This window comes from Streptomyces sp. NPDC079020 (assembly GCF_044542225.1).
Classification (GTDB): Bacteria; Actinomycetota; Actinomycetes; order Streptomycetales; family Streptomycetaceae; genus Streptomyces.
Map to the genome: position 1 here is coordinate 46,982 of NZ_JBITUB010000005.1, position 12,551 is coordinate 59,532.

Below are 12,551 nucleotides of genomic sequence, written 5' to 3' on the forward strand. Positions count from 1 at the left end.
AGCACGCGGCGGCTCACCGGTGTTCGCCGACGGCATGGGCCACACGGATGCCCCGGATCGGGGGCGGACACCCGGGCCCGCCCGGCCATGTGGCCGCCGTCCCCCGCGAAGCCCTCAGACCTGCGGGACGTCCTTGACGAACACGATGCCGTCGCCGGCCGCCAGCCGCGCCGGGTCGAGCGGGGCGTAGCCGAACCAGGGCGATACGCGGGGTACGGGCAGCGAATCGCCGAGGGCCGCGGCCAGCCGTGGGGCGTCGATGACGCAGCGGTCCTCCGGGAGGGCGTACAGGAGCCCTTCGACGGTGTCCGGCGCCGGGGTGTCCACTCCCCGGTGCCGGATCGTGCCGAGGGCCGTGGCCACGAAGGCGTACTCCTCGCCGAGTCGGGCGCTCACCAGCGCACCGGCACCCCACCACTCCAGCGCGGCCCCACCCATCCGCATCGTGCTCTTCTCCCGCTGGAGGTGGACGTTGTGGGCGTGCAGGAGTGCCGGGCCCCGTTCGGCGAGGGCGAGGATGTTGTGGGCCATCATCTGGTCCCGCAGGCCCACCAGCCGGTTCATACGAGCCGGTGAGGTGTCGGCCGTCCAGTGGTGGTAGCGCAGCAGACCGGTGGCGGTGCGCCCGTACAGGCGCGCCCGGTCCCAGTCGTCCCGTGAGGTCTCCGTGAGCAGGTGCGGCATGTGCGCGTCGAGCAGCGCCACCAGATCGTCGGCGAGCAGCCGCAGTCGGCCGGCCTCGGCCGACTGCCCCACGGACCGGGACGGGTCCATCATCGCGGCGGGATCGGTCCACCGGTCGTCGGCGCCGAGGAGCCGGTCGAGTGTTCCGGCGGTGCACGGAAGCAGGCCCGGGTCCACGGTGGCCGCGAGATGGCCGTGGAGTGCGGTGAGGGCCCGCCGGGGGCTTCCGGCGCAGGCGGTCTCCAGCGGGCCGTCGAACCCGGCGAAGCGGAGCCGGTCGGACGCGGGCCGGCCGTCGTTGAAGTCGCGCATCCAGCGCACGAGCTCACGGTTGGACGCGGAGGCGCCCCAGCCGTGGCTGAAGCCGTGCTCCATCACCTCATCGAGGGTGCCCTTGCCCGAGGTGACGTAGTCGTCCACGACCAGGCCCATCAGGCAGTCGCTCTCGATCCCGATCGTCCGGTAGCCCTCCTGCTCGACGAGTTGCCGGAAGAGCTCGTTGCGCAGGTCGAGCAGATTGTCCTCGCCGTGGGTGGGCTCGCCGAGGGCGAGCAGCCGGGGCCGGGCCGGGAGCAGCCTCATGACGGCGGCAGCGTCGACGGCCCGGGCGGTGTCCTTGATGTCGGTAGCCATGCCTTCAACGGTATCGTTGAAGCTTCGGTTGAAACTTATTCGTGCCGGCGGCAGGCTCATGGGACAAAACCTTCAAAGTACCGTACGGCTCAGGCCTGTTGATCTGGCGCGCGGGCACGGTCTGTCCACTCAGGCCGTGAGGAACTACGAGGCGGCCGGCATCCTTCCGCCTGCCGCTCGCACACCCCACGGCTACCGGACCTATACGCCGCTGCACATGGGGGCCCTCCGCGCGTTCCTCGCCCTGGTGTCCGGCCACGGCCACCGGACGGCGACGTCGATCATGCGGGCGGTGAACCAGGGCGCGGTCGAGCGGGCGTTCCACCTCATCGACGAGAGCCACGTCCAGCTCCTCGACGACCGGCGGACCCTCCAAGCCGTGGAGAGCGCCCTGCTCGCGACCTGGAGCCCACCCCGACACCCGAGTCCGGCCCGGCCCCCGGGTCCGGGCCGCCCGGCGGCATGTTCATCGGGCCGCTGGCACAGAGGCTGGGAATCCGGCCCGCGACGCTGCGCGCATGGGAGCGCGCCGGGCTGGTCCGCCCGCGCCGCGACCCGCAGACCGGGTACCGCGTCTATGGCGAGGACGATGTACGGGACGCCCGGCTGGCCCACCAACTCAGGCGGGGCGGCTATCTGCTGGAGCAGATCGCCCCGCTGCTCGCCCAACTGCGCGCGGCGGGCGGGCTGGAGCCGCTGGAGGCCGCGCTGCGCGACTGGCACGGTCGGCTGAACGCCCGCGGGCGGGCGATGCTGACCGGGGCCGCCGAGCTGGAGGCGTACCTCCGCGAGACCTGATGCGGCACCGGCCGGCCCGGCGGGTCTGTCACGTCCTGGCCGCCAGGGGCATCACCGCACGCCGCCAGGTGCACTGACCCGCCGGGTCGCGCGCACGGCTGATCGGCGGGGGTCCGTCGAGTGCGGCGGGCCATCACCTCGGTGGGCGGACGACCGGTCCGCGTGTCCGTGGCCGTGCCGGGTGCCGGCCGAACTGCACGATCCGCAGGCGGCTGACGCGCTCCGCACCGCGTCTGCTTGAATGCAGCCCAGCCTGCCGTCCGTCTCCGGGAGACCCGAATGCGTCGAACGCTCGCTGTGACCGCCCTCGCCGTCGGACTGCTGCTCACCGGGTGTTCCGAGGAGTCGGAGCCGATCACCGGGGAATGGGCCGCGTACGGGCCGCAGCCACCGGGTTTCACCGACTTCGCGGACGGGGCGATGATCCGCGTCGACGAGGCCGGCAAGGCCGTGCTCGGTACCTCGCCGACGAGGCTGTGCGGGGACGCGAAGGTGACGGCCGAGGACGAGGACGGGGACAAGGGCGACGGCACAGGTGCCCGGTACCGCATCGCGTTCAGTTCGGGGTGCATCACGGTCAACGTGCCGGTGAGCCTGGAGGTCGTGGTCGACGGGGACACCCTGGAGGCCACCCCCACGGGGCTGCAGGGCGGGAAGCCCTTCCACTTCCGGCGTGCCGATTCGAGCTGAGCCGAAGCCGTGAACGGGCCCGCCCCGAGTGGCGTGGAGCGGGCCGCCGGACTCAGAGACCGGTGACTCTGGCGCTCGCCGACAGTTCGTAGACCAGAGTGACCGTTCGGCGGCTGCCGGGCGGGAGGGTGACGTCCCAGCGGACGATGCCGTCGGCGTCGACCGCGTCGGGGGCCGGGGAACATGAATCCTGGTGCAGGCGTATCTCCACCGCCGACACCTCGGAGACCGGGATCCGCTCCCGGACGGCGACCACCCGGTCACCGTGTTCCCCGGGGGCGGAGAACCGGGACAGGTGCAGCCGGACGGTGCGGGTGACGACGGTCCGCTGGGTGAACCCGGCGGATTCGCGGGACTCCTCGGTGTGCCGGACCACCCGGTGGTCGTCACGGCTGCCGAAGGCCAGCTCGACGGCGGCACCGGGCGCGGTGAAGTCGAGCGTGCCGCGCCCGCTGAATCCGCTGTCGCGGACCAGGTCCACGGGCCCCGCGAGCAGGGCATGGCCGGACAGGTTGCCGAACCGCACCACCTGGGTGACCAATGGGGACAACTCCGGTGCGCATACGTACTCACTCGGTGCGTCCGTGGTGAACGTGGACAGCCGCACTCGGTGGGCGCGGCCGTCGCCCGGCACCGATACCGGCGCGGAGGACTTCAGCACCCGCGCCTCGCCGCCGTCGTCCACCCCCGGCAGGCCGAGCACCGGAGCCGGGCCGATGGAGGCTGTCTCCTCCTCGCGCAGTTCGACGTCGACCGTGCGCCGCTCCTCCGCGGAACGGTCCTTGAGCGTCAGCCGGTCCTCGCCCAGCCGGGGCGGATCGGTGGCCAGCGCCGAGCGGGCCGTCGACAGGGTCAGCCGTACGTCCGACCAGTCCTCACCGGTGCGCTGCCAGACCACCGCGTCGGTCTCCAGCGTCAGGGAGCTCCCGTCGAGCACGGCACGGTAGGCGGGCCGCCACAGCGCGCACGGGGTGAGGTGGCTCAGGCGCAGCTCCGCCGGCCCGGCGGCCGCGGCCTCCACCGTCAACTCGACATGGCCGGTCAGCTCGGCGGGTTCCTCCTCGGAGAGGTCCATGGCCCGCTGCGCCGCGCCGAGTTCGGCGGCGAGGACGGTCAGCCGGGCTTCCACGGCGCGGAGTTGCTCGCCGTCTATGTCACGTTCGCCGTCCACCCGGTCCAGTTCGACGGACCAGCGGGTACATTCGGTCTCCCCGGAGCCCGCTCCTTCGCCGATCTCCCGCAGCAGATCGGCGGCGAGGCGGCCGAGCAGGTCGAGGCGGGCCCGCAGCCGGTCGCCACGCCGCCCCAGGGCCAGCCGCTCCTCCTCCAGGGTGTGTACCCGGCGGCGCAGGGCCGAGTCGTCGGCGGACGGCGACGGCGGGCGCGGCGTCCAGGCGCGGACGATCCGTACGTCGAGCACGCTCGCGGGGTGATCGCCGGTCAGCTCGGCGTGGAGGGTCCGGTCGACGGCCAGCGCACCGACCGGCCCGAGACGCAGCCGCTGGACCCCGGCCTCCAGATCGAGCACGGCGGAACGCTCGATGTGGGCGCGGTCTTCGAGACATGTGACGGCGGTGACGGGGAGGGCGATCGGTTTCGAGGCCGTGGACATGGTGGGTGTCAGCTCCTGCGGTTGCCGCCGACCAAGGCCTTGCCGGTCGGGATGCGGATCTCGTAGCCGCCGTCGAGCGCGGCCGTGGCGCCTGCGGCCAGGTCCAGCCGCCAGACGCGGGTGCCCGGCGCATGCCGATCGGGCCCGGCGCCTGCGTCGGGTGCCGTCCAGTCCGCCCGTTCCTCGATCCGGACGTCCGGTTCGGAGGTGACGGGCACCCGCTCGCGCACCTCCACGATGACGGGGCCCGCGAGACGATTGGCCAACTCCACGTGGACACGGTGATCGAGCACGGTGGTGTTGCCACGCAGGCCCGAGGTCGACTCGCGCTGGTTCGTACGGCGGGTGACCCGGATGCCTTCGGCCGGTCCGAGCCCCACCCTGCGGACACCGCCGGGGGCGAGCGTGGGCAGGGCGGCGGTCAGCAGGAAGTCGTCGTCGACGACGATCTCCACCGGTCCCGCCAGCAGTGCCTGGTCGGTGGCGTTGGAGAGCACCAACGTCGCGTACACCGTCTGCTCCACGGAGGGTATGCAGAGATACTCGGTACGCAGGCCGACGGGGATCTCGCCGACGGTGACGGTATGCCAGGTGCCGTCCGACGGAACGTCGGCGCGGGCGGCGGCGTCGAAGCGGTGGTCGAAGGAACCCGCCGACTCGCGGGGCCGCACCGCCTGTCCGGGCAACGGCAGCGCGGCCACCGCTTCGGCGCGACGGCGATACTCGGCCGCCACCGGATCGAAGGGGGAGCCGGGGAACAGCCGGCCCCGGCGACGGCCCCGCTCATCGGGGCCGCACAGGACGAGTGCGGCGTAGTCGAGCTCGGCACCGCTCGGCTGCGGCGGGCCGGGTGCCCCTGACGGCGGACCGGCGGCCGGGCCCGGCGGGGGTGGCGGCGCGGCCTGGCCGGGAGCGGCGGGTGCCATGGCGGCGGGTCCCGTGAACGCGGGCGGCATACCCGCGGGGGCACCCCCGAAGGGCATCCCGCCGGGCGCCGGGACCGCGGCCTGTGGGCCGCCATAGGCCAGCGGCGGCGGAGGCTGGGGCGGAGGAGGCGTAACGGGGCCGGGCGCGGAGCCGCCCGCAGCGCCCGGGGAAGCGGAGCCGGCCGCCACGGCCGCAGATGCGGCAGCCGTGGCCGGGCCGGGGCCCGCCGCGTCGTACCCGGCGAACAGGTCGACGAGCCCGGCCGGGGGCTCGCGCCAGCCGGACGGGGCGGGGGCGGGCTGGCTGCGTCCGATCCGGATCGAGCGGAGTCCCGGCAGGTCGGTGCGGCGCCGAAGATCGGCGGTGGCCAGGGCGATGTGCACGCCCCTCCAGTCCTCGCCGGTCCGCTGGGCGACCGAGGCGCGCAGCACCAGTCGGCCGCTGCCGTCTCCCTGACGGTGGGTGAGGCGGTAGGCCGGCACCCAGACGGCGCCCGGCACCCCGTACTCCAGCTCGACCTCCACCTCCACCGCCGCGCCACCGGTGCCGTCGAGGGTCAGGACAGCGCAGACGGAGGTCTCCACGTGCGCCGACGGCGCGTCGGTGGTGGCGCGGGCGTGTCTGTCGGTGGCGACCGTCAGCTCGTGCTCGGCGTTGCGCAGTGCCTCCTCCAGTGCGGCGAGGCGGTCGTGCAGTCCCGTCAGCCGCTCGTCGACGAAGCCGGCGAGCTCCAGCCACGCGTCGACCGGCGTACGGCGGTGGGGGTCCTCGCGCTTACGGGAGGGCGCGATGGGGCGGAGGGCCCGGACCTCCTCGATCAGGCTCAGCTGCCGGTCCACGCGCCCCTGCGCCGCCGCGTACTCGTCGCTCAGACGCTCGACCTCGCGCCGCGACGCGGCGGGCGTGCCCGTGCCGGGCGGCGCGGCCTCCACTTCCACCCGCGCCTCGGTGACGCGCACCCCGGACGCGCCCAGGACTCCGGCGCGCAGCGAGCCCGGGTCCAGCGAGCGGGGCAGCCCCGTCACCCGCACCCGGCCGTCGGGCGACACACTGCCCCGGGCCAGGCGTCGGCAGACCGCGCCCTGCGCGTACACCACGACCGAATCGAGGGTCGATGCCCACCTCTGTACCGGCCCAGCTGTCATGTGCCCCGCCCCCCGCCACGTCCATGCCGAGCGAAGCTTACGCCCGGCCGGTCCGCGCGTCCCCGCCGGATCAGAATCACGGGTCCGGGATGCCCCGTTGCCGGGCGACCGCTCCACTGCCGCGTACCGGGAGGGCATGCCCCGGAGGGAGCGGACAGCGCGTTGCACGGCGTCAGAACCGGTGCCGGGGCACCGGTTCTGAACATGCTCAGCTCATCACTACTCGCACCAGGGCACCGCGCTGAGGTTGCGGACGTAGCGGGCGCTCACGTAGCCGGGGCGGCCGCTGCCCAGCAGGTACCACCTGTTGTTGCCGTCGACGGTCTCCCCCACGACCTTGCAGTGCAGGCGAATGACGGCACCCGGCGGGAGGCTGCCGAGGACGCGGGAGCGGGTGTTCGGCTCCTCCCGTACGTTGAGTGCCGTCCGGGACACGACCTGCCCCTCGGGCTCGGCGGCGGGTGCGGCGGCTGTCGCGGTCGGTGCGGGAGTGTCCGCCGTTCCCGCGTGATGTCCTTCGGCCATGGCGGGAGCGGCAAGAGCTGTCCCGGCCAGCAGAACCCCCACGAGGACGGAGGTGATCCGGTGCCCGGCGTGCGGTACGCGCATGGTGATTCCTTCGTATCGATCAGCCCCCGGGACCTTCCCGGCTGCCCCACCTTCATGGCACAGGCGGGGCGGCCCCGTCAGGGAGAGGCCGCGCCTTCACCCTTCCGGGGGCGCACACTCAGCCTCCCGGGACCGGCTGCGGGACAAGGGCCGTCACGGCTCCAGTTTGTCGGCCTCCCGGACCTCGTGGAGGTGGATGAGGACGTCGAAGGATCCGGCGATCGCGATATCGCGCGGCTCGGCGGGGAATTGGGTACCGAGGTTGAGCGTGGGCCGGGGCGTGTTCAGCCAGGCACGGGCGGGGGCCGGGGCGTGGCGGACATCGAGATAGAAGTCCCGGTGCCGGACCTGGTCGAGGGTGTGCTCGTTCCTCCCGGGGCCGGCGGCGCCCACGGTGAACTTCTTCCATTCGCCGCCGAGCGCGGTGCCCTTCGACAGGAAGGAGCCCTGGTTGAAGGTGAAGCCGATGGGGAGGTACTTCCCGCCCATCGTGTCGCGCAGGAACGAACCCTGGGTTTTGGGATACATCGTGGGGTCGCCGGCGATGTAGCCGACATGGTCGTTGTGTGCGGACAGCAGCACCTTGCCACCGGTCTGCCGGTGCCACCAGGTGACGTTCCGGGCCATCACCTCGTCGCGGAAGCGCTGCGAGGCGGCCACCGAGCCGGGGTCGGTGATGTCCATCGTGAGGAACGCGGTGGTCTGGGCGATCGAGCGGGCGTTCTGCTCGGCCCACACGAATTCCTCCTCGCCGGCGCCCTCTTGGGCGCTGACCAGTTCCAGGGCCTGCTGAGCCCCGGCGGCGAGGCGCTGCCGTTCCGCGAGCGGCTTGCCCAGGTAGGCGAAGACGTCGTCGATCGGGCGCAGGCCGGCGTAGAGCTCGTTGAGACGCGGCAGCGCCGCGGGGTGGTTGCGCTGTACGTAGCCGGTCACCCGGCCGAAGAACTCGTCGCTCAGTTTCGGAGCGCCGAGGTCGTTGCCCATGAAGTGGACCGTGCGGCGGGGGTGTTGACGGTTGTATTCGCGCATCCATTCAATGAGGCTCACGAACTCCTCCCGTTCCCAGGGTGAGTTCCCCAGCTCCTCCTTCGCGATCCGGCGGGCGTCGCCCTTGCCGGTCTGGAGGTACTCGTCGATCTGAAGCCCTGAGGACCAGCTCATCTCCAAGGAGAAAGTGGTGAAGCCCTTCTTCTCCACGAGGTAGCGGAAGACCCGCTGCTTCATGGTGAAGAACTCGTGGGAGCCGTGTGTGGCCTCTCCGAGGCCGACCACCTCGGCGTCGCCGATCATCGAGGCCAGGGCTCGCAGGTCGGCCGTGCCTCCTCCGGGCTCCGTCGAGCGCAGCGGGTGGGCCGCCCGCTCCAGCGCGCGGACCGCGTTCCGCTCCCCTTCGGCCCTGTCGGCCGGTGCCGCTTGAACCGCGACAGGAACGAGGGCCGCTCCCATCGCCACCACCGCGGTGGCCGCCAGTCCCCGTCGGCTGATCCTCTTCCGGCGCCTGTCCACGCTTTTCGCCCCTCACCTTGTGCTCTGCGAGTCGTGCTCCGCGAGTCGTACCCCGCGACGTGAGGAAATCGTCGCCCGTGGTCCCGGGCCACGAAAGGGAGCCCGCTCCCGAATCGTTACGGGGGACAGCCCCCTCCCGGAGGTGCGGCGGATACCACCACCGGCGCCCGCCACCGGCAGGCACCGGCAGGCACCGGCTGAGCCTTTCGGGGCTGTGCATGGCCGAGTTCGCCCTTGTCCGGGGTAATACGCGTCATCAGGATCTCCGTTGAGCATCACTGGTCAACGGGGGAAACCATGCTGCGCATCCACTTCACCGGCAGAGACCTGGCGAGCGTGCGGCTGGCGCGCCGTCCCGATCCGCTGTGGGAGATCGTCTGCAGCCTGTGCAGGCTGCAGAACCGCGAAGGCGCGATCGCCTTCGATCCATGGCGGCGGGCGGTCGGCGGGCTGGCCCGCCGGGACGGGGCCTCCCGGCGGGCGGCGTCCGCGCTGCGCAGTCTGGTCCCGCGGGCCGCGTACTTCCCCGACTTCCTCACCCCTCCCGTCGAGAACGGAACCGACGATCTCCGATCGGGCATCGACCGGGTGCTCGCGACACCGCGGCACCGCCTGCGCCACGAGCTGGCCCTGCTGTCGGCGAGCGGCGGCCGGCCGTGGGCGGGCTCGGAGCCGGAGCCGATCACATCCGCTGGCGCGGATACACGGCGATCGGTGATGCGCACGGATGTCTGCACTTTCAGGCGACCAACAGCACCGACAGCCTGGGATGGCCCGCCGGAACCGCCGGTGTCATGATGTCCGGGGACCCCACCAGCACCATGGAAGTACGTGTCACCTCCCTGCGCTGGGGCGGCGAATGCGCGTCCACGGAGAAAGCCTTCGAGTACGGCAGCACGGAACAGCGTTCGCGTGCGGACGTCCCGGCGGGGCCGAGAGTCCTCTCCCTCACCCGCCGACCGGCTCCCCTGCCGGTCCATCGGGGCGACCGGCCGCCTCCGGGCCGGGGCTGGGCCCGGAGGCGGCGGCGCACCGTCCGGCCCCGTGGCTGCCGTAGGCTGACCGTCCGTGAACCGGTCCCCTTCCCGTGGTGATCCGGCCGAGCATTCCCGTTACATGGCACAACGGCCCCAGAGAGCGGCGCCCCCGATGACAGACACTGCACCTGCCGCGCCCGGCCGCCCGTCCGGCGTCCCCGTTTCCCGCGCCGCCTCCCCCGCTCGCGACTCCTCCCGGACTCTCCGCCCCGGTCCGGAGAGCTGGCCCGGGCCCAGCCGGCCGGACAGGATGCGCGGTCTGCTGGATGCCGTGATGAGTCTGGGGCGGGGCCTGGAGCTGCCCGAGGTCCTGCGCGGGATCGTGGAGGCCGCGGTGACCCTCACCGACGCGGAGTACGGGGCGCTCGGCATAGTCGGGGACGGGCAGACGCTGCTGGAGTTCCTGCCGGTCGGCATATCGGAGGAGCTCGCCGCCGTGATCGGCCAGACTCCGTGCGGGCGCGGGATTCTCGGTGAGCTGATCCATCACCCGGAACCACTGCGGCTCACCGATCTGAGCAGCCATCCGCGCAGCTTCGGTTTTCCGCCCCGGCATCCCCCGATGCGTACCTTCCTCGGGGTGCCGGTCCGGGTCCGCGACGAGGTGTTCGGCAATCTCTATCTCACCGAGAAGCGGGGCGGGGGCAGCTTCGACGCCGACGACGAGGCGGTGCTGACCACCTTGTCGATCGCGGCCGGGGTCGCGATCGACAACGCCCGCATGTACGACGAGAGCCGTCGCCGGGAGCGGCGCCTGGAGGCGCTGGGCGAGATCACCCGCAGCCTGCTCTCGGGGACGGACGCCGCCGAGGTGCTGCATCTGATCGCCGAGCGGGCGATGGAGGTGGCCGGGGCCGACCGGGCCGCGATTCTGCTGCCCTCTCCCGCCCGCCTCTCCGGGGATCCGGAGGCGTCCGAGTCCGAGGCGCGGCTGACCGTGGCCGTGGCCCACGGCAAGGACTCCGAACGCGTCACGGGGCTGTCCGTGCCCGCACGGGGATCGCTGGCCGGACTCGCCGCCCGTACCGGTACACCGGTCCACTGCGCGGATGTCCGTACCGATCCCCGGGCCCACCAGTTCGGCGACGATGCCGAGGACGGTCCCGGTCCGGTGGTGACGGTGCCTCTGCGGGTCGACACCGGGGCGCGGGGCGCACTGCGCCTGGGGCGTCCGGTGGACCGGCCGCCGTTCGACGAATCCGAGGTCGCGCTCATCTCGGGATTCGCCGACCAGGCCGCCATCGCCCTGGAACTGGCCCGTGGACGGGCCGAGTCCGAGGAGCTCGCCGTCATGCACGACCGGGACCGGATCGCCCGCGATCTGCACGATCTGGCGATCCAGCGTCTCTTCGCGACGGGCATGACTCTCCAGAGCACCACGCGCGCCATCGCGGACCGGCCGGACGCGGCGGAGCGGGTGAGCCGGGCGGTGGACGATCTGGACACCACGATCCGGATCATCCGGTCGACCATCTTCGATCTGCGGACGGCGGACGGTCCCGGCGGCGGCGGGCTGCGGCGCCGGATGACGGAGACCGCCCGCACCGCGGAGAACGCCCTCGGCTTCCGGCCCTCCGTACGGATCGACGGACCGGTCGACACGACGGTGCCGGACGATCTCGCCGAACATGTCCTGGCGGTCGCCGCGGAGGCGGTGTCCAACGCCTCCCGCCATGCGCGTGCCACGCGTATCGGCATCGTGCTGTCGGCCGACGACGCGGTGACGCTGACCATCACCGACAACGGCGTCGGAATCCGGGACGGTGTCGCCGCGCCGGGGACGGGCGCCGCGGCCGATGCGGTCGAACCGCCGGCCGGGCGCCGCGGCGGGCTGGCCAATATGCGGACGCGGGCGGCGCTGTGCCGCGGCACGCTGACCATCGAACGGCCGGCGGACGGGGGCACCCGCGTCATCTGGCGCGCGCCGCTCCACGACTGAGGTCCACGTGCCGCTCAGCTTCCCGGAGCGGGTGGCCACGCCTGGCGGCTCTTGATCCGGCCGACGAGCATCGCCGCCTGGATCCGGCGGCCCACGCCCAGTTTGGCGAGGATCGAGGAGATACGGTTCTTGACGGTCTTCTCGGCCAGGAAGAGGCGTTCCGCGATCTCCCGGTTGGTGAGACCCTCGCCGATGAGTTCCAGGATCTGCCTCTCCCTGGGTGTGAGTCCGTCCAGTTCCGATGCCTCGGCAGGGGTTCGCCCGGGTTCCCGCAACCGTGCCATCACGCGGGCGGTCGTCCGTGGATCGAGCATCGAGGTGCCCGACGCGACCCTGCGCACGGCGGTGATCAGATCGGCTCCGTTGATCTGCTTCAGCACGTATCCCGCCGCGCCCGCCATGATCGCGTCGAACAGCGCCTCGTCGTCGTCGAACGACGTCAGCATCAGGCAGGCGAGATCGGGCATCAGAGCGCGCAGCTCCCGGCATACCTCGATACCCGCGTGGTCACCGCCCTGGTCACCGCCGAGGCGTACGTCCAGCACGGCGACCTGTGGCCGGCCGGCCGGTACCCGCGCCAGCGCCTCCCTGGCGTCGGACGCCTCGCCGACGACCTCGATGTCGTCCTCGGCTTCCAGCAGATCGCGTACCCCTCGCCGGACGACCTCGTGGTCGTCGAGGATGAAGACGCGAATGGGGGCCGCGGACGGCGACGGGGCCGTGCTCAGTGGGGAATTCTCGGACTGATTCACATCATGCTCGATCGGTCGGGGAGAGGGCCGGGAACAGTATGTGCCCGCCCGCGGGCCCCTTGCCGCCGGGGTGTCACAGCATGGCGAACAGCGCGTGAACAGGGCCGAAAGTCCCCACGGCCAGGGGCCGGTCAGCGGGCCGGACGCGGTGCCATACTGACGCCGCCAAGATCGTCCGGGCGCACGGACATCTCCCTTTCCCGGCCACCCCACTGCCCT

At 72.6% G+C, this 12,551-nt stretch carries 9 protein-coding genes and 1 pseudogene; 4 read left to right on the forward strand and 6 right to left on the reverse strand.

All coding sequences use genetic code 11. The features are described 5' to 3' along the window. Positions 1-114: 114 nt before the first annotated feature. The gene (locus tag ACIGJO_RS11960) at positions 115-1,317 is read right to left on the reverse strand and encodes an erythromycin esterase family protein (protein ID WP_399955859.1); all 1,203 of its coding nucleotides are present in this window, start codon (positions 1,315-1,317) and stop codon (positions 115-117) included. Positions 1,318-1,375: 58 nt separating this feature from the next. Between ACIGJO_RS11960 and ACIGJO_RS11965 the strand changes: the two are divergent. Continuing rightward, positions 1,376-2,115 (forward strand): annotated as a pseudogene (locus ACIGJO_RS11965) (TioE family transcriptional regulator). Positions 2,116-2,394: 279 nt separating this feature from the next. Next, positions 2,395-2,805, forward strand: coding sequence for a hypothetical protein (locus ACIGJO_RS11970; protein ID WP_399955862.1), 411 nt, complete (start codon positions 2,395-2,397; stop codon positions 2,803-2,805). Positions 2,806-2,857: 52 nt separating this feature from the next. Here ACIGJO_RS11970 and ACIGJO_RS11975 read toward each other — a convergent pair whose 3' ends face one another. The 4 genes from ACIGJO_RS11975 to ACIGJO_RS11990 form a co-directional block, all read right to left on the reverse strand. After that, positions 2,858-4,417, reverse strand: coding sequence for a mucoidy inhibitor MuiA family protein (locus tag ACIGJO_RS11975; RefSeq protein ID WP_399955864.1), 1,560 nt, complete (start codon positions 4,415-4,417; stop codon positions 2,858-2,860). Positions 4,418-4,425: 8 nt separating this feature from the next. Beyond that, positions 4,426-6,489, reverse strand: a complete 2,064-nt coding sequence (locus tag ACIGJO_RS11980) for a DUF4139 domain-containing protein (protein ID WP_399955867.1) — start codon at positions 6,487-6,489, stop codon at positions 4,426-4,428. 219 nt (positions 6,490-6,708) lie between these two features. Next, complete coding sequence (locus tag ACIGJO_RS11985; RefSeq protein WP_399955870.1) at positions 6,709-7,098, reverse strand: SH3 domain-containing protein; 390 nt, start codon at positions 7,096-7,098, stop codon at positions 6,709-6,711. A 153-nt stretch (positions 7,099-7,251) separates the two neighbouring features. Next, positions 7,252-8,604: an erythromycin esterase family protein gene (locus ACIGJO_RS11990; RefSeq protein WP_399955873.1), complete on the reverse strand. Its 1,353-nt coding sequence runs from the start codon at positions 8,602-8,604 to the stop codon at positions 7,252-7,254. Positions 8,605-8,901: 297 nt separating this feature from the next. On the opposite strand from ACIGJO_RS11990, the gene ACIGJO_RS11995 reads away from it, so the two are divergent. Continuing rightward, entirely contained in the window at positions 8,902-9,402 is a 501-nt protein-coding gene (locus ACIGJO_RS11995; RefSeq protein ID WP_399955876.1) for a hypothetical protein, read from the forward strand. Between the two features lie 489 nt (positions 9,403-9,891). Further along, positions 9,892-11,580, forward strand: coding sequence for a GAF domain-containing protein (locus ACIGJO_RS12000; protein WP_399955879.1), 1,689 nt, complete (start codon positions 9,892-9,894; stop codon positions 11,578-11,580). Between the two features lie 14 nt (positions 11,581-11,594). Here ACIGJO_RS12000 and ACIGJO_RS12005 read toward each other — a convergent pair whose 3' ends face one another. After that, positions 11,595-12,332, reverse strand: coding sequence for a response regulator (locus ACIGJO_RS12005; protein ID WP_399955882.1), 738 nt, complete (start codon positions 12,330-12,332; stop codon positions 11,595-11,597). Between the last annotated feature and the right edge of the window lie 219 nt (positions 12,333-12,551).